Source organism: Pseudanabaena mucicola FACHB-723 (assembly GCF_014696385.1).
In the GTDB taxonomy this organism is placed as follows: Bacteria; Cyanobacteriota; Cyanobacteriia; order Pseudanabaenales; family Pseudanabaenaceae; genus Pseudanabaena.
Map to the genome: position 1 here is coordinate 60,145 of NZ_JACJQB010000002.1, position 17,091 is coordinate 77,235.

Annotated in this window: 16 protein-coding genes; 11 read left to right on the forward strand and 5 right to left on the reverse strand. The window is 43.4% G+C overall.

Annotated features, from left to right (window positions below):
* Positions 1–7: 7 nt before the first annotated feature.
* The 4 genes from H6F41_RS01875 (at position 8) to accC (ending at position 5,557) form a co-directional block, all read left to right on the forward strand.
* A complete protein-coding gene (locus H6F41_RS01875; protein WP_190401783.1) occupies positions 8–2,527 on the forward strand; it encodes a VIT domain-containing protein in 2,520 nt (839 codons plus the stop codon).
* 686 nt (positions 2,528–3,213) lie between these two features.
* Positions 3,214–3,492: a hypothetical protein gene (locus tag H6F41_RS18865; RefSeq protein ID WP_190401964.1), complete on the forward strand. Its 279-nt coding sequence runs from the start codon at positions 3,214–3,216 to the stop codon at positions 3,490–3,492.
* 160 nt (positions 3,493–3,652) lie between these two features.
* Positions 3,653–4,015, forward strand: coding sequence for a VOC family protein (locus H6F41_RS01885; protein WP_190401784.1), 363 nt, complete (start codon positions 3,653–3,655; stop codon positions 4,013–4,015).
* Between the two features lie 177 nt (positions 4,016–4,192).
* Positions 4,193–5,557 (forward strand): acetyl-CoA carboxylase biotin carboxylase subunit, encoded by a 1,365-nt coding sequence (gene accC, locus H6F41_RS01890; protein ID WP_190401785.1) that lies wholly within the window; start codon positions 4,193–4,195, stop codon positions 5,555–5,557.
* Between the two features lie 27 nt (positions 5,558–5,584).
* Here the strand turns inward: accC and mazG are convergent, their stop codons facing one another.
* The gene (gene mazG / locus H6F41_RS01895; protein ID WP_190401786.1) at positions 5,585–6,394 is read right to left on the reverse strand and encodes a nucleoside triphosphate pyrophosphohydrolase; all 810 of its coding nucleotides are present in this window, start codon (positions 6,392–6,394) and stop codon (positions 5,585–5,587) included.
* A gap of 113 nt (positions 6,395–6,507) precedes the next feature.
* Here mazG and H6F41_RS01900 point away from each other — a divergent pair, with 113 nt between their 5' ends.
* From H6F41_RS01900 to H6F41_RS01920, 5 genes are all read left to right on the forward strand, one after another.
* Positions 6,508–6,825, forward strand: coding sequence for a DUF2605 domain-containing protein (locus H6F41_RS01900; protein WP_190401787.1), 318 nt, complete (start codon positions 6,508–6,510; stop codon positions 6,823–6,825).
* A gap of 137 nt (positions 6,826–6,962) precedes the next feature.
* Positions 6,963–7,238 (forward strand): DUF2973 domain-containing protein, encoded by a 276-nt coding sequence (locus tag H6F41_RS01905; protein WP_190401788.1) that lies wholly within the window; start codon positions 6,963–6,965, stop codon positions 7,236–7,238.
* The gene (locus H6F41_RS01910) at positions 7,235–7,618 is read left to right on the forward strand and encodes a DUF1636 domain-containing protein (protein WP_190401789.1); all 384 of its coding nucleotides are present in this window, start codon (positions 7,235–7,237) and stop codon (positions 7,616–7,618) included. The genes H6F41_RS01905 and H6F41_RS01910 overlap by 4 nt, the downstream gene beginning before the upstream one ends.
* 142 nt (positions 7,619–7,760) lie before the next feature.
* A complete protein-coding gene (locus tag H6F41_RS01915) occupies positions 7,761–8,342 on the forward strand; it encodes a fasciclin domain-containing protein (RefSeq protein ID WP_190401790.1) in 582 nt (193 codons plus the stop codon).
* 212 nt (positions 8,343–8,554) lie between these two features.
* Positions 8,555–9,625, forward strand: a complete 1,071-nt coding sequence (locus H6F41_RS01920; protein WP_190401791.1) for a response regulator — start codon at positions 8,555–8,557, stop codon at positions 9,623–9,625.
* A 27-nt stretch (positions 9,626–9,652) separates the two neighbouring features.
* On the opposite strand, the gene H6F41_RS01925 is transcribed toward H6F41_RS01920, so the two are convergent.
* Genes H6F41_RS01925 through H6F41_RS01935 form a run of 3 tightly spaced genes read right to left on the reverse strand, consistent with a single transcriptional unit; the run spans position 9,653 to position 13,881 of the window.
* Positions 9,653–12,514, reverse strand: coding sequence for a CHAT domain-containing protein (locus H6F41_RS01925; RefSeq protein WP_190401792.1), 2,862 nt, complete (start codon positions 12,512–12,514; stop codon positions 9,653–9,655).
* A gap of 10 nt (positions 12,515–12,524) precedes the next feature.
* Positions 12,525–12,794, reverse strand: a complete 270-nt coding sequence (locus H6F41_RS01930) for a TIGR03643 family protein (protein ID WP_190401793.1) — start codon at positions 12,792–12,794, stop codon at positions 12,525–12,527.
* Positions 12,795–12,849: 55 nt separating this feature from the next.
* Complete coding sequence (locus H6F41_RS01935) at positions 12,850–13,881, reverse strand: DUF2325 domain-containing protein (protein WP_190401794.1); 1,032 nt, start codon at positions 13,879–13,881, stop codon at positions 12,850–12,852.
* Positions 13,882–14,025: 144 nt separating this feature from the next.
* Between H6F41_RS01935 and deoC the strand changes: the two genes are divergently transcribed.
* Together deoC and H6F41_RS01945 are read left to right on the forward strand one after the other, a co-directional pair.
* Positions 14,026–14,679, forward strand: coding sequence for a deoxyribose-phosphate aldolase (gene deoC / locus H6F41_RS01940; RefSeq protein WP_190401795.1), 654 nt, complete (start codon positions 14,026–14,028; stop codon positions 14,677–14,679).
* 119 nt (positions 14,680–14,798) lie between these two features.
* Positions 14,799–15,308: a hypothetical protein gene (locus tag H6F41_RS01945; protein WP_190401796.1), complete on the forward strand. Its 510-nt coding sequence runs from the start codon at positions 14,799–14,801 to the stop codon at positions 15,306–15,308.
* 167 nt (positions 15,309–15,475) lie between these two features.
* On the opposite strand, the gene H6F41_RS01950 is transcribed toward H6F41_RS01945, so the two are convergent.
* A complete protein-coding gene (locus tag H6F41_RS01950) occupies positions 15,476–16,585 on the reverse strand; it encodes a hypothetical protein (protein WP_190401797.1) in 1,110 nt (369 codons plus the stop codon).
* Positions 16,586–17,091: the final 506 nt, after the last annotated feature.

Genomic DNA, 17,091 nt, shown 5'->3' on the forward strand with positions numbered 1-17,091 from the left:
AATTGTCATGAAACTACTTAAGCCTGTTTTGATTGCCGTACCCGCCGCGATTGTTCTTACCGTGGCGATCGCCTGTCGCACCCCAGCGCAATCTAATCCCCTTTCCAATTCCTCACGAAATAATGTTGCCATGATTAAATCAGGAATTATCGAACCCGTTAGCGATTCCCGTGTTTCCCCCGCAAAAGAGCGCCCCACGGGTGGGCTGTATGTCCAAACTAGCGATCGCAAGCAACAGGCTTTTACCCTCACCAACACCGATGTCAAAGGACAAATATCGGGAAATATCTCCCGAATAGAAGTTACCCAAACCTTCCAAAATCCCTACGACAAGCCCCTAGAGGCAATCTATGTCTTCCCATTGCCCGACCAAGCCGCCGTCGATGATATGGAAATTCAGATTGGCGATCGCATCATTAAGGGTGACATTAAAAGGCGGGAAGAAGCTAAGGAAATTTATGAACGCGCCCGTCAAGAGGGACGTACCGCAGGTTTATTAGAGCAGGAACGAGACAATATCTTCACGCAGTCCCTCGCTAATATTAAGCCGGGGGAACAAATCAAGGTCACGATTCGCTACACCGAAAGCCTGAAATTTGAAGAAGGCGACTATGAATTTGTGTTCCCGATGGTAGTTGGTCCCCGCTATATTCCCGGAACTGCGATCGATCCACAGGGCAACACGCTCCAAGTTCCTGATGCATCCCGCATCACACCACCTGTCCTGCGTCCTGAAACACGATCGGGCAACGACATTACTGTGAGCTTACAAATCGATGCAGGCGTACCCATTCGTAATCTTTATTCCACATCCCATCGCCTTGATGTACAAAATCGTGGCGAAACCGTCCAACTCAAGCTAGCGAATGGCGACAATATTCCCAACAAAGACTTGGTTGTGCGTTACAAAGTGAGTGGCGATCGCACCGAGCCAACTGTGCTGACCACTACTACCGAGCAGGGCGCACACTTTGCGACTTATCTTATCCCTGCGATCGACTATCGACCTGAGCAAATTGTGTCAAAGGATGTCGTGTTCTTGATGGATACATCAGGCTCGCAGTCGGGCGATCCGATTATCAAATCACGGGAATTAATGCGTCGCTTCATCAATGGCTTAAATCCCAACGATACATTTACAATCATTGATTTCTCGAATACGACCCGCCAGCTTTCTAGTTATCCCCTCGCCAACAATGCCGTCAACCGTCGTAGAGCAATGGCATATATCGATCAAGTTGATGCGAATGGTGGCACTGAGCTGATGAATGGGATTAATGCCGTGATGAAATTTCCTGCGGCAAAGGATGGCAGACTTCGCAGCGTGGTGCTAATCACCGATGGCTATATCGGTAATGACAATGAAGTAATCGCCGCCGTCCAAAAAAATCTCAAATCAGGAAATCGTCTCTACAGCTTTGGCGTAGGCAGTTCCACCAATCGTTACTTGCTAGAGCGCATCGCCGAAATTGGTCGCGGTACATCCCAAGTAGTCCGTCAAGATGAGCCAACTCAAGCAGTGGCTGAGAAATTCTTCCGCCAAATCAACAATCCTGTCCTTACCAATATTCAGGTCAAGTGGGAAGGTGATGGCGCAGCTCCCGAAATTTACCCCAGCAATGCTCCCGATCTATTTGCCGAGCAACCCCTCGTGCTATTTGGCAAAAAAGGCGATCGCAGCAATGGCAAACTCAAAATTACAGGTATCGCCGCAGGTGGTGAACGCTATGAGCAAATCCTCAATGTCAACTTTGACAATAACAATAGCAATCTCGGTATTGCCCAATTGTGGGGACGCGCCCGCATCAAAGACTTGATGAATCAAATGTTTGGTGGCGAAGTTAAATCCCTCGTCGATGCTGTCACCCAGACTGCACTAAATTATCGCCTACTATCGCAATACACCGCTTTTGTCGCGGTTAGTGATGAAGTGCGCGTCAATCCTGATGGCAGCAAAATTACTGTCCAAGTACCTGTAGAACTGCCCCAAGGGGTTAGCTATGAAGGTGTCTTTGGTGGCATTACCGCCGATCAAGCGGTTAATGCTCCAAGATCAAGGGCAATGATGCCTGCTGCGCCAATGCCATCGCAATCCTTCAGCACCTCCAGTAAGTTGCAAGGCTCTGTGCTTTATGAAAAACCTTCAATCACAGGAGCCGATCAACTGCAAACCAGACTTAAACCCAATAGCTCGAACACCGTGCGAGCAGAGGATAAAACAGTTACTCAAAGTCCAATTCAAGTTGTCCAGCTCACAGGTTTGACGGGTACGGATGTGGCGACTGCCCAAGCTGCGATCGCAAAACAATTGCAATCAGTCAAAGTTCCTGCTGGACTCAACGGCAATGTGATCTTAGAAATCACAGTTCAAAATGGCAGACTGACCAGAATCATTCTCGACGATGTAAATTCCACCCTCAAGGATCAAAATCTTGTGGAATCAATCAAGCGCTCGCTACAAGGCGTAGTCTTGCCTACTACCGCTAAAAGTGCAATCACCCTAACCCTCAGCGTGAAAGCCAATTAAATTGTTTTGTAGGTACTACAAAAGAAATTTTAAAAGCGCGGCGAAGCCGCGCTTTTAAAATTTCTTCTGTTTTTTAAGTAAGCGCAAAGTGCTATATGGGTATACCTAACACCTGATTTATGAGCAACTTTGATAGAAAAAAATTTCAGATATCAGAGTTTGTAAAAAATATTAATATCTATCCAATTACGAAAGCCTTGTAAAGATTTGTATGGGTTAATTTGCGAATATTGATCTTTAAGTATTTTTTAAGCATTAATCAATCGCTTGCAATCAAGGAAGTTCTAGCTACTAACTTAAGTTGGTTTGAGACGGGGATCGCTTTTCTGGCAATGATCCCCATTTTTTTGACGATATAATCGCTACATACTCAAAACTAATTTTAAAAGTTTAAATCCTACATTTTTAACTTATACATTAATCGCTCAGTTACTTAACTCTTTGTAAATATTCTTTTAGAAAGATTTTTAAGTATGTTTGTTAGACATCAATATTAACAAATATAAAAACTGATATTGTGATAGTTCCATCACAAGCGTTATTAATCAAGCCATAGTATGCACTAACTTCTAGTTCATTAAATGAAATGTATTGATTAAACAACGAAACAACTTAAATAGATCAGTTCCTATTTTCTTTATCAACAACAATTTAAATTTACCTATAATTTTAGGGAGATATCTAACATGATTGAGTCTATACGTTGCCCCAACTGTGGATCACCTGCCGAACGCCACCACCTTTCCTATCTCGGTCACGTCAAAACCCAATGCGAAGAGTGTGATTATCTATTAGTAACCAGTAGCCGCAGTGGTCATGTCTTAGAGTTCTATGCCCCCGGATTGCCTTCCCAGCCACGCTCTATCCAGCCGATCGCTGTGCAATTGAGTGCAATCACACAGCCTCATTCCCAAAATCCGCATATTAGAAATATTACTGGTTTAACTAATTTAAAACGGGCTTAAATTTTGAAAATGTGCTGAAGTAGGAAAAATCATATTTAGATGCAAACAATTACAATAAACAAACGGCTCTCCTAGATCTGATTGATTCACTAATCACCTCTGGGAGAGCCAAAAATTTGCGTAATCAACTATCTATTATCTCAAATATGAAATCTAAAGTATGAAACTTAAACGATTAGGACATGTAGCGATCGCAGTCCAAGATATTCCCAAAGCGATCGAATTTTATCAAAATCTTGGTTTAGAACTAGCTTGGCAAGACACTGACTGGGCTTATCTCAAGGCGGGGCAAGATGGCTTAGCATTGCTAAGTCCCGAATATAAAAGCGCGGGGCCACACTTTGGTTTTTTGTTTTGCGATCGCAATGAGCTATCAGCCCATCACCAACGTCTGACCGAGGCGGGCGTATTTGTGGGGGCAATCCATGAGCATCGGGATGGTACAGCCTCTTTCTACAGCAAAGATCTGGACAATAATTTGTTTGAATTTTTATACGAACCAATCCCTGAAGAAACTGCCTAATGCTTTGATGCTGACTTTAACTTCGGGGCAGTCAGCATCACAAACTTATCAGTAGATAAGACCAAAAAAAGTTAAAATTCAAAGGCTTTAAGTCATAGTTTGCACACCAAAACTTAAAATCAAAACTTAAAACTGATTACCCCTTAACCAATAGCTGTTCATTAAGATAATTGAAACATGGCTCCCATCGCCAAATTACTGATCGCCAATCGTGGGGAAATTGCCCTACGCATCATTCGGACTTGCGAAGAGCTTGGCATTCCGACTGTTGCCGTATATTCTGACGTGGATCGCAACTCACTGCATGTACAGCTAGCCCATGAGGCTGTATGCATTGGTGACTCACCCAGCAGCAAAAGCTATCTAAATATCCCAAATATTATTTCCGCAGCCCTCACCCACAAAGCCACTGCCATTCATCCGGGTTATGGGTTCTTATCAGAAAATGCCCGATTTGCGGAAATTTGTGCCGATCACAACCTCATGTTTGTCGGCCCTAGCCCCAATTCCATCCGTTCTATGGGTGATAAGTCCACCGCCAAAAAGACGATGCAAAAGGCGGGTGTCCCCACAATTCCCGGCAGTGAAGGCTTAATCGAATCCGAGGAACAAGCCATCAAAATCGCCAATGAAATTGGCTATCCTGTGATGATCAAGGCAACCGCAGGCGGCGGCGGTCGTGGAATGCGCCTTGTCAGTCATGCCGATGATCTCCTGCGTTTATTGCGTGCTGCCCAAGGTGAAGCAGAGGCTGCCTTTGGCAATGGTGGTGTCTATATGGAGAAAGTCATCGAAGAGCCACGCCACATCGAGGTGCAAATCTTGGCAGATATGCATGGCCATGTGGTGCATCTAGGCGAAAGAGACTGCTCGATTCAGCGTCGTCACCAAAAACTATTAGAAGAAGCACCTAGCAGTGCGGTCAATCCCAAGTTGCGCGAAAAAATGGGTGAAGCTGCCGTCAAAGCGGCAAAGGCGATTAACTATTTGGGAGTTGGGACAGTAGAATTTTTGTTGGACAAATACGGCAAGTTTTATTTCATGGAAATGAATACCCGTATCCAAGTAGAACATCCTGTCACCGAGATGATTACGGGGATTGACCTCATTGCCGAACAGTTAAGGGTTGCCCAAGGCGAAAAAATTCGCTTCCAACAAAGAGATATTGAGATTCGTGGTCATGCGATCGAATGTCGGATTAATGCCGAAGATCCCGATCACAATTTCCGTCCTAATCCTGGACGCATCAGTGGCTATTTACCTCCTGGAGGGCCGGGGGTACGCATGGATTCCCATGTTTATACTGATTACGTGATTCCACCCTACTATGATTCACTAATTGCCAAACTGATTGTTTGGGGAACCGATCGCAATGCAGCCATTTTACGGATGAAGCGGGCTTTACGTGAATGTGCGATCACAGGCGTACCAACGACAATTCCTTTCCATCAGAAAGTTTTAGACGATGATGAGTTTAGGTTGGGGCATGTGTACACCAATTATGTGCCATTGCTACAGGCGAGACTTGCCGAGCAGGAATAAAAAAAGCACCCCTTCGGGGTGCTTTTTTTATTTGAGCTTTGCCTTGGCTTGTTTCCAGAGTTTGTCTAGCTCCTCGGCAGTAAAACTATCGATGGGGCGATCGCTCAGTGTCTCAATCACTTGCAATCGCTGAATAAATTTACGGTTAGTCGATTGCAAAGCTGCGGATGGGTCGAGTCCATACCAACGCGCCACGTTGATTAAGGTAAATAGTAAATCCCCCAGTTCTGCCTGTTGATTTTCCACGGACTCATGTTCGAGGGCATGGCGCAGTTCATCTAACTCTTCGTGAAACTTTGCCCATACACCATCCGCATTGTCCCACTCAAAGCCATTTGCGGCGGCTTTTTGCGAAATTTTCATGCCCGCCATCAATGGCGGTAGCGATCGCGCATAGCGATTGAGTTTATAACTTAGCTTTTGGGTTTCGGCTAAATCCTGTCCCTTTTCCTCCGCTTTAATTTTTTCCCAGTTTTGATGAATCTGCTCCATGCTGCCGGCTTCGAGATCGCCAAATACATGGGGATGACGACGAATTAACTTTTGAGCGATACCTTCAGCTACTTCTGCGATCGCAAACTGATTGGTTTCACTGGCAATCTGGGACTGCAAGACTACCTGCAACAACAAATCCCCCAACTCCTCTGCGATCGCTTTACTATCACCGCTTTGAATGGCATCAACCACCTCATAGGCTTCTTCAATCACATAGGGAATCAAACTTTCGGGGGTTTGCTCCAAATCCCAAGGACATCCACCATCAGGCGATCGCAATTTTGCCACCACATCGATGAGGTGTTGTAAGGCGATCAGGTTAGCCGAAGACTGAAAACTCATAAGATTTGTTTAATGTTAAGAAAAGTAACAAAATGCTATAATGCTTTGTATAAGAAATTCTGACTTTAATAAAACCATACCCAGCGATAACCTTGCTGCTTGAGACCTGCACCATGAGTGATACCGCCAATCCCGATGCTGAGATGCTCAGACAAATTCTAGAGCCATTGCTAGAAGATTTTAACTACTGGTTCGATCGCGCTCAGAAATTACTCTCTAGGGAAAAACTGAGCTTTTTGACTGAGACTGAACAGCGTAATTTACTAGCAAGAGTCGAACAGGCAATCAAGGAAGTGAGTGTGGCGGTTGCCCTATTTAGTGCCACAGGTCATCAAGTTGGTGTTGATATGGCAACAATGAAACCTTGGCATGAGCTTCTCATGGAGTGTCAAGCCGTGGGGATGCGTTACTATCGTAATCAATCCTCTTAAGTATCGAGTCAACATCGAATAAATATCTAAAACTTGAAACAGATTCTCCCATAGCGTACTCTGCTCCCAGTTTGAATTTGATTTTAAATTTCCCTTACTAATTCACTTAATTTACATATCTTTTTAGGAAAGTAGACATGGTACAGATTCTTTACATCCTCGCTTTTACGATCCTCTCCATCTTCGCGATTAGTAATCTTATTCGCAGCATGATTTCGCTCTCTCAAAACGAATCGCGCAACTATCAAAATCGTAATCGTCGAGTAGCGACACAATATGCTCACCCTGAACTATGGGATAAAGACGGTAAATATATTGACGAGCCATTAATGGTAATCAAATCCATTAATGTTGATGATGCCCGCTCAAGGCTTGACGCACTATATAATTCTTCTCCTAATCACGATAAATGACTCATCGGCTCTTAGTTTGTACGACCTGCGCCAGCACTTGGCAAAATGGCAAAAAAGTTGGTGTCAGTAGAGGCGAAATATTACTTCAAGAATTATCGCAATTACATCAGGACTGGGATTTGCGATCGCAGTTTGAGATTCGCGCCGTGTCCTGCATGAGTGCCTGTAGCCATGCTTGCGTAGTCACCTTTGCCTCAGAGGGTAAATACTCATACCTATTTGGTGATTTACCTAGCGACGCTGATCATCTCCCTAACACTGCCGCCGCAATTCTTGAATGTGCTGCCACCTATTGCGATCGCCACGATGGCATGTTGGCATGGAAAGAGCGTCCTGAGCCTTTAAAAAGTGGCGTGATTGCCCGTATTCCACCACTGTAAACATTCACAACCAAAATAAATGAGGATGGTGCGAAGCACCATCCTCATTTATTTTGGTTGTGAACTAACTAGTAATCCTAAAATTATTTGTGTATTATTAAGAAAGGTTTACAAAACTTATCTAATCTTCAAGGTTTGCTCCATGAAAACACACAAAACGAATCGCTTCTTGATTAAAACCGTTAGTGTTGCGATCGCAACAGCCAGCCTTCTCGTTGGACTACCATCCTTAGCCAACAATCATTCTAAGACTCCTACCACCACAAAACCTGCCAAGACTAAGCCTGTTGCTGCAACTACTACCAACAAAAACATTGTTCAAGTTGCCGTTGCTAATGGCTCTTTTAACACCCTAGTCGCTGCAGTCAAAGCTGCTGGATTGGTAGATACTCTTTCAGGTAAAGGCCCGTTTACTGTATTTGCACCATCTGATGCAGCTTTTGCCAAGTTACCCGCAGGCACTGTCGAAGAACTCCTCAAGCCAGAGAACAAAGATGTTCTTGTTAAAATCTTGACCTACCATGTTGTCTCAGGCAAGGTGCTATCCACAGATATCGCTGCTGGTTCAGCATTAGTACCAAGCGTTGAAGGTGGCTCTCTCAAAGTAACCAAAAGTGATAAGGGCGTGGTAATTGACAGCTCTAAAGTTGTTGCCGCTGATGTAAAAGCCCGTAATGGTGTCATTCATGTCATTGATACAGTGCTAATGCCCCCTGACTTGTAAGGTCAAGCCAAAAGCTTATCAACCCATAAAAAATAGGCAAGGATGGACGGCGTGAAGCGCCGCCCATTCTTGCCAAAATAAAAGCCCTGTTTAACAGGGCTTTTATTTTTATGTTTTCGACTAAAAAGCTTTAAGATGATGGGGAATTAATGACATCCCATCATAGGTGTTCTATATTACCATCTTTACAAAACTCCAATCCCTAACATCTCATGCAAGGCACGCTCAGAGAAATTGACATAACTACCATTATTAACCTCATTGAGCTAGGACAACGTACTGGTGAGTTATTAATAGAGTCCAATGCGGGAGAATTTTGGTTTTTATTTTTTGATCATGGGGAATTAATCTATGCCACTAATGCCGATCGCAATTTGACGAGGCTACAGGACTATCTATATGGATTAGGACTAGAATCGGCACTCAACCAATTGGGCAACTCCAAACTAGGGGCTAGCGTGTTGGAGTATGAGCAAATTTGGGCATTACTAGAAACTCAAATCCTAACCACTCAGCAAGCAAAGTTAATTCTGGCAAATACGATCAAAGAGGTGTTATTTGACATCCTCAATCTGCATCAAGGGACATTTATTTTTGAAATAAGTGCGTCGCTCATGCCTAAGTTGGTGAGATTTAAATTTTCACAAGTCAGCGCTGAATACGCACAGCAAATCAAACAATGGAAGCAGTTTTATCCAGCGATTCAATCGATTAATCAATGTCCTGTATTGATATCGCCAGAGGCTGTCCCCAATTTAAGCAGATGGATCGATGGCAAAACCACAATTCGGCAGTTAGCGAGATATTCGGAACTCAATATTTGTCAAGTGGGGCAAGCAATTTTTAATGCGATCGCAAATGGACAGATCTCCCTCACCCCGATCATCACCGATACCCATGTAACGCCAAAAGCACAAGTTCAAAGAGTCCTCTGCATTGATGACAGCGTTACCATTTGCCGCACCGTTGAATATATTCTGCACAAACATGGTTTTCAGGTACTCGCAATCTCTAGCCCCACTAAAGCCCTAGGTCTTGTGTTCCAAAACAAACCCGATCTGATTTTGTGTGACATCACGATGCCAGAGCTAAGTGGCTACGAACTATGCGGAATGCTGCGGAAATCTAATGCTTTTGCCAAGATTCCGATCATTATGTTAACAGGGCAAGATGGATTTATCGATCGTGTTAAAGCCAGAATGGTAGGGGCTACCGAATATTTGACAAAACCATTTGGCGAGAAAGAATTACTAACCACTGTCGAGAAATATAGCAAGCGCTAGCGCCGCGTTGCTTAACCATTTGCAGCGTTAGTTCCCATCGCCAATGAGAATAAATGCTGACCAAAAATAAGGATGCTGAAATTTATCGAACTGAGTAGCTTGCAGGAGTGTCAACTGGGATTGTCGTAGGGAATTAATAATGTTGCGACCATCCTGTAATTGTCGATAAAAATTACTCATGAGCGCTTGAGTACCTTGGTCACTAACTGTCCATAGAGAGGCGATCGCAGCCCTTGCACCAGTCCGTTGAACTTGGTAGCCAAAACCCAGAATTTCTTCTCCACTGCCAACGATGCCACCGATCGCTGTTTGACAAGCACTCAAAACGATTAATTGTGTATTGGGTAATTTCCATTCGCGCAACTCTCGTAGATTGAGGCGCTCGCCATTGCCCATTAAAACGAAAGAGTCTTCTGGTGTGCCACGCACAAATGCGGCATGGGTGGCTAAATGGATCAGGTTGAAATTGCTAAATTGATCAGCAATGACATTGCGGCTAAACGATGTATCGACCAATTTAGTCGTGTTGGGAACTGTTGTAGAAATATCCTCAATTTCTTTACCTGCAAAGGGTAAACCTGTAAAGGTGAAATTTTCATTGCCGATCGCAAATTTAACTACACCTTGGGTAAAGGCAGCCGCAATTACTTTTAGGGGAGCTTTTGGCGCTGTTGCCAATTCTAAAAAGCCCGAAGCAGTCAAATAATTAACACTATAACGCTCGACTAACCATTGCTTACCGTCATAGAGTGATGCCAGAGGGATATAGCGCATCTGGCCATCAGGTGCATAGAGCAACAGTTCAATATTGGCGGCGGTGAGATCTGCTTCAATTGGTTTAATTAGATACTGGTATAGCCGTTTTGCAGAATCTTGGACATCGAGAGAGCTAGGATCTTGTAAATCTACACGAAAATCTTGAAGCAATTGACTAAATTCACTGCTGCTAACTGACAGGGATCGTAAGATTGGTGCAGATTTGGCTGGCAAAAGCACAAGAAATAGTTGATCTTCAAATAGTAATGGTGAAAATAAGGCAGCCCGATCTCCAAATTTCTGTACATTTGCTAATAGCGATCGCGATGAAGATAAATTTACGCCCTGTATTGCTGAGGTTTGTTGAATTTGCTTAGTTAATGATGAGCCATTTACCAAAGATTTGAGGTCAGCCTTAATTAGGGTTTGTTCATTCGTAAATAGCGTGATCCCCATAGCCGTGCTTTGAGTGCCTTTAACATCGCGTAAATAGTCCTGTAGCTCTTGCACTTTTAACAGATCAAGGATTTGTAACGCCTCATAGATTCGACCTTGTTGTAATAGCAGTTTGGCAAGATGGCGATAGGTATAGGCAACACTTTGTTTATAGGCAGCCCGATCTTCACGGGGCAACATGCGGAGCGATTGCCGAATTGATTCGCGCACATTTACTGACTGCTTAAGAAATGCGATCGCAATTTCTAGTTGTTTTTGTTGCTCAAACAAGTCGCCAATATTTGCTAGTAATACGGCTTCAGTACTGACATCACGCACTTCCTGCACAATATTCAAAGCTTTTTGATAAGTGGTGATCGCCTCGGAATACTTACCCAAATTGGCATAGGCTCGACCTAAATTACTTAGTGCTACACCCGTTCCTGTGCGATCGCCAACTTTCTCATACTGAGACAGAGATTGCTGATACAAGGCAATCGCCTGTTCCCTTTGCCCCAGTCGTGCATAGGTGCTACCGATATGATCAAGGGTGATACCGATGCCGAGTTCGTTGCCAATTTCTTGATAAATTACTTTGGCTTTTTGAAAAAGTGTAATTGCCTCAGCATATTTACCACTGTTGCTATAGAGCTGTGCGAGATTATTGAGATTATTTGCTTGTCCTGCCTTAACAGTAACATTTTGATTCGCAGTATCTCCTACGGTTGCGCGTACCGACAAGCCGCGACTATTCAGGGTGGGGTTGCTGTTATCTTCACCTAAAACATCATGCAGCAACTCAATTTCAGTCTTTTCTAAACCTGCAAAGTCCTTACTAGTCAACTGCAAATAGACTTTATTAGCTTGATCTGCCAACTCTAAGGCGCGGCGATTTTGCCCAAGACTAAAATATAAGGCACTCAAATTATTGAGGATTGCTGCCTCGTCACCACGATAACAACATAGCGATCGCACTAAGCTCAAAGCTTGCTCATAGGAACCTAAAGCTTGTGAATATGCTGTTTGATTGGCATAAATTACTCCCATATTATTCAAGATTTGGACTTTGCCAATGCGATCATCTCGTTCTGTGGCAATTGGGAGCATCTGGTGATAACTAGCAAGAGCAAGGTCATATTTAGAAGACTTGAAGTAAATCGAAGCCATCCGCGAAAGAGTCAAGCCTTCACTGGTTAGTAAAGCATTGCGATCGCCTTTTTTAGATTTGAGGCGATCGCGGAAAATATCGAGAGCCTGTTGATAGATCGGCAATGCTTGCTCATATTGCCTCTGTTTGTCATGGACATCAGCAATGTATTGCAAGGTATAAGCAACATCCGTAGGATCGCCTTCAGGTGATTTGGCAATTTGCATAGCTATTGGTAGAGCTTGCTGAAAGTGCAGCATCGCTTGCTCATACTGCCCCGTATTGAGATACACCTCTCCCAAGAAATTCAGGGTGTCGCGTTCGCCACCCTTGGCTTTCCATTTCTGAAATAGCTCTAAAGCCTTTCGCAAATCTGCGATCGCACCTTGTGGATCTGCCTTCTGCAAACGGTCATATCCCGACTGTTTGAGATAAATTGCCTCAGTAATTTGCTGTATTCGCAGGTCATCCACTGATTGTGCGATCGCACTTAGTTCTAACTGGATTAGACTCGGCATTGGCACGCCGATGATAGTTAGCCACACTGCCATACTCGCCACACTAGCGAGTCTTGGGCTTATCCTGTTGTTTACAACGAAACCTTTGCGCCGCAGAGGTTTTTGCATGTTTAGTTGTTCTGCCACTGACACGCTCCCGCCACATCAGAAAAGATGATCGCTTCATCGACTTACGCATGATTTTAATCACCTCCGCCTCAGAAACCCCAAATTGGTCGTAAATCGTATCAAAGGTGGTGCGATCTTCCCAAGCCATTTCAATAATGCGATCAATATCAGCCGCAGTGAGTGATTTTAAAGGATCGGTATTCATGTTTATATCCAGTCTTGTTGAGCAATGCCTTTTCAGGTATTTTTAAGTATTCTATTTATCCTTGCTTCCAATGACGCGCTAGTTGCTTTGCCTTTAATCCCGATTCAATTACTTCCAACAATCTGGTCATACCTGTAGTATTCACGATTTCGTAAGTTTTATTGGCTCGCCGACAAGCCTCAATCGCTCTTTCCGTCAGCGAGTGACTTGCATAACCCGTCACAATAATAATCAGATCACCACCCGAAATTTGGCTCTCACCCTGCGCCGCCAATTGCAAACCATCCTGCTCGGTATACCACATTAAATTAATTGCCGAATCGCGCAAGCGATTTTTGACAGCCGTCTGTAAACGATCATGACCACCAAATACCAATACCTTGCCACTGAGATCCGTATACAAAGCAGGTCTTTTTTCAGACTTGCGATGTCTTGCCGACGGTTGCACATCAGGAGCGCGATCAACACGAGAGCGGTTTTCAAGAGCCTTGTTATAAATAAAAGTTAGCGTTTGCTCATGGCTACCACGTAAACGGGCAACAGGGCCCTCTTCACTGTGGGAATTTATTTGATTGATCAATGCCTCGACCACTTCCTCAAGCGCCCCAATTGCTTTTAAGTCATTGGCATATCCACGCACGGCAATTGAAGCATCTGTGGCACTAAAGAAATCCTGCTGTTCTTCGATCATCTCCAATAAATCAGCTTTTAACTCCTGTCGCCATTGAGCAGTTTGTTCGGTTATTCTTTCATCTAGTAGTCTTTCTTCACTCAAAATCAACTGGCGATCAGCTAGCTGTGCCGCGAGAATAGGTGCTTCCGATATTTCTTGACGAATGTCCGAGGCCTTCTTGTCTAGCCTTTGTCTAGTTTCACTGTTTGGATTACCCCCCTCGCGATCATATTCCTGCAACATCTGCTCAACTTTTGCCAGCAATGGTTTCAATCTTGCTTCAATTTGGGCTACTGCCTCTTGGATTTGACGATCTCGTTGTTGTTGTAGTCGATTTTGTTCTAACTCCACCTTTGCCATCGTCAGCAAATCGCTAACCGACGCTTCTAGTTCATCTAATTCAGAAATATGCATATTCACTTAATATTTATTTATATTTGATTAATTTGTATAACAAGAGTAGAAGTCGTGAGAAATGACCTCGAATAAGTAATTATAAGAAGTTATCGTCACTAATCTCCAATGTAACCTCTTGCTTGCCTAAGTGTGTATAGTTTTATGCCTCAAACTGATATCAATCCTGCCCCATACATCGATTACGCCCTATTAGATCCTGCTGCTAGTGATGAGCAAGTTGATCGTGTCTGCGAAGAAGCCGATCGCTTTGGTTTCGCTAGCGTCTGTGTTTACCCTTGCAACGTTAAGCGTGCTACCGAAAGATTACTAAAAACCAGAGTCGAAATTTGTACAGTGATCGGCTTTCCCAGTGGTGCAACTACATCAAATGTGAAGCTTTATGAAGCTATGGAAGCAATAGAAAATGGTGCTACGGAGTTAGATGTTGTTATTAATTTGGGATGGCTAAAAACTGGACAAACAAATTTGTTGCACCAAGATATTGCCCAAATTTGTGAAGAGTCAGGTAAGCCTGTCAAGGCGATTTTAGAGATGAGCTTACTTACTCCCGATGAGCAGGAACTCGCTGCTGAGATTTGCCTAGACGCAGGAGTTGCATTTCTGAAAACAGGTACAGGCTGGGCAGGTGGTGCCACCGTAGAAATGGTGAAATTTCTCAAAGAACTTTCACGGGGCAAGGTTGGCATCAAAGCTTCAGGTGGAATTCGTACTAGAGAACAAGCAATCGCCCTGATTAATGCAGGTGCAACACGCATCGGTACTTCTCATGGTGTCGCTATTTCTCGTACCTCATAGCAAATCCAAGTAGCTACTTTCCCAGTGAAGAATTAGCAATTCTAAAAAATTGGAGTGTAGTTTTAAATTTATAAGTTGGTAAGCATACAATAAAAAATATAAACATCAAAATTTAAGCTGTGATACCAACTATTGATGTCAAACATGCTTACTCGATGTGTTTAGGAATGATCATCACACTGACGGGAGTTTCTCTGTGGCAACGCTTATCTCCTCCCCAAAATAGAGACATTTCTGAAAATATTGAAGCATCTAAGTTAATTGTCCCACCTTTACCGTCTACTTTTACGCGCCCTTCCCTCAATGATGGGGAAAATATTGGCAGCTTGCGCGTTGGTAACCGCACTGATCGCTCAGTCCGAATTGTTCTGCTTTCAAGAATCACCTCTCAGAATGAATGGCAAACGATTGAACCTCTAAACTGGGACTTTGAACCTAATGAGGGTGGCAAAGAAGGTCTATTACTATCACTGCCCAATTACAAAATTGCGATCGGTAAGGGTGATGTAATTTTTGCCTTTGCTACTGACGGTTCCCGCACCTACTGGGGGCCTAATATTGTTGGTGAAACCGATGCCCCATTCTGGGATAGTCAAAACAAAGAATGGAGTATGGTATTACAACCCTAACATTTCACCAAAAAGAAGCCTTCCATATGGAAGGCTTCTTTTTGGGTGCTTTACTCATATAGCAAAAAAGAGTTAGCTAGTAGAAAGCCAAATCCAAGAAGCGAGTAGCGGCGCAAAGCGCCGCCACTCGCTTCTTGGATTTTATGTCCTAAGCAAAACTTAATCAGCTATACGTTGGGATCTTTACGCTTAATGATTGGTTTGGGCACAGGGGGACGCTCTTCCGTAGATCGTGGTCTAGGCGGATAAATATTAGCGGGACTGCCACCATCAAATTCACCTGTATAAGACGGCTTAAATGGACGATCGCTAAATTTCCTTGGTGCAAATTTATTCGTCCCAAAGCGCCCCTTAGGTTGCTGGTGTCGCTTGCCTTTATAGGGAACAATGCCGATAAATTCGCCATCGATGATCGTTAGAACATCCCCTTGACGTTGGACATTGACACTCCAAAATTGTCCAATCGCATCAGTTGGCAATAGTCCTGTCAGTCGGACTTTAAATTTGCTATATTCCCTAGTGACTTTATCTTTTTGCTTGTCAAACTTTTGTTCAGTACGTCTTACCTTCACAATTACCGAGTTATCTTCGGCTGATTGACTAGATATTTCACCACGAACTGAAAAATATCCATCTTGGACATTGGGATCGATAGGCAAATCTGATTTGCCAAGCTCTACAGGAGCCCAAACCCCAGCAATCTGCACATGCAATCTTCCCGCCTTATCATTAGTGCGTGGATAGACAACCCATAGATATTCCTGATCGCTTTGCAATCTTTTCTTGACAATCGAGATGATTTTGCCCAGTAATACTGCATCAACTTGCGAACCATCAGAGGTTAAGATATGCCCCTTTGCAAAGTTATCTTCATTGGGAATATATTGACCGTGCACTACGCCGATAGCTCTGTATTGAAATGGTTCTGTCGCTTCGGGAATTGGCTGTAGGCAAATCTTCGGCTCATTACTCTCTTCAACCTGCTTCTGTATAGAGGCAATGTCTACCGAGCGTTTGGGCGCAGACTGTTTTACCTTGGCAGCAGCAGCAACAGATTTTGCAGAGACGGATGAAACAGAAGCAGATGCATCTGTATTTTCTAGATGAGGCAATGCTGATTTTGCGTCTTCAGATTCAGTGGGTTCAGAAGACTTAGGAGCAATAACTTTGAGAACTTCTAATTTTGGCAAGTCTTTATTCGGAGGTTTCGGTGTGACAGATTTGGATACTTTACTGTTGGAGTCATTGGATTGACTGGACTGATTGGTTTTACTCATCTGAACCTCCAGAAAACTAAAGTGTCTAGTGCGGGCTAGAACTTACTGAACAATTGCTAAAAAATATGTAAATCAACGCTAAACAAACTCTATTTAGAATAAATAAAGCATGAATTGCAGTCGATCGATATCTCCTTAAAAATATGAGATATTTACATACTTAAAAACCACCCAAATCAAATTCCGCAACAGATAAAATATTTAGGCAGTTTAGTTTATCCCATCACCGAACTTAAAACTTCAACCAAGTAAGTAAAATTATTAAGGCTCAGGACGATCTAGATTGTGAGTTTTTAGGTCTCTAGTTCAGCATACACCGTATTAACAACAAATTAAAATCGACCCCTGCAATGTAGTAATTGATACTACCCTTAGGTTTGAGTTTTTTTTGGTTGTCTAAGAAAGTAAAATAAGGCTTTTTGTTCCCAGCTTTTTAATTCGATGGTATTAAGGATTTACAAAGGATTTGCGATCCCCGCTAAATCAGTGATTAACATACTTTTGTC

Coding starts and splice junctions, on each gene's coding strand:
- H6F41_RS01950 (WP_190401797.1), bottom strand. CDS start 16,585: ATGAGTAAAACCAATCAGTCCAGTCAATCCAATGACTCCAACAGTAAA.
- H6F41_RS01910 (WP_190401789.1), top strand. CDS start 7,235: ATGACTCATCGGCTCTTAGTTTGTACGACCTGCGCCAGCACTTGGCAA.
- H6F41_RS18865 (WP_190401964.1), top strand. CDS start 3,214: ATGATTGAGTCTATACGTTGCCCCAACTGTGGATCACCTGCCGAACGC.
- H6F41_RS01885 (WP_190401784.1), top strand. CDS start 3,653: ATGAAACTTAAACGATTAGGACATGTAGCGATCGCAGTCCAAGATATT.
- H6F41_RS01900 (WP_190401787.1), top strand. CDS start 6,508: ATGAGTGATACCGCCAATCCCGATGCTGAGATGCTCAGACAAATTCTA.
- H6F41_RS01930 (WP_190401793.1), bottom strand. CDS start 12,794: ATGAATACCGATCCTTTAAAATCACTCACTGCGGCTGATATTGATCGC.
- mazG (WP_190401786.1), bottom strand. CDS start 6,394: ATGAGTTTTCAGTCTTCGGCTAACCTGATCGCCTTACAACACCTCATC.
- accC (WP_190401785.1), top strand. CDS start 4,193: ATGGCTCCCATCGCCAAATTACTGATCGCCAATCGTGGGGAAATTGCC.
- H6F41_RS01920 (WP_190401791.1), top strand. CDS start 8,555: ATGCAAGGCACGCTCAGAGAAATTGACATAACTACCATTATTAACCTC.
- deoC (WP_190401795.1), top strand. CDS start 14,026: ATGCCTCAAACTGATATCAATCCTGCCCCATACATCGATTACGCCCTA.
- H6F41_RS01925 (WP_190401792.1), bottom strand. CDS start 12,514: ATGGCAGTGTGGCTAACTATCATCGGCGTGCCAATGCCGAGTCTAATC.
- H6F41_RS01875 (WP_190401783.1), top strand. CDS start 8: ATGAAACTACTTAAGCCTGTTTTGATTGCCGTACCCGCCGCGATTGTT.
- H6F41_RS01935 (WP_190401794.1), bottom strand. CDS start 13,881: ATGCATATTTCTGAATTAGATGAACTAGAAGCGTCGGTTAGCGATTTG.
- H6F41_RS01905 (WP_190401788.1), top strand. CDS start 6,963: ATGGTACAGATTCTTTACATCCTCGCTTTTACGATCCTCTCCATCTTC.
- H6F41_RS01915 (WP_190401790.1), top strand. CDS start 7,761: ATGAAAACACACAAAACGAATCGCTTCTTGATTAAAACCGTTAGTGTT.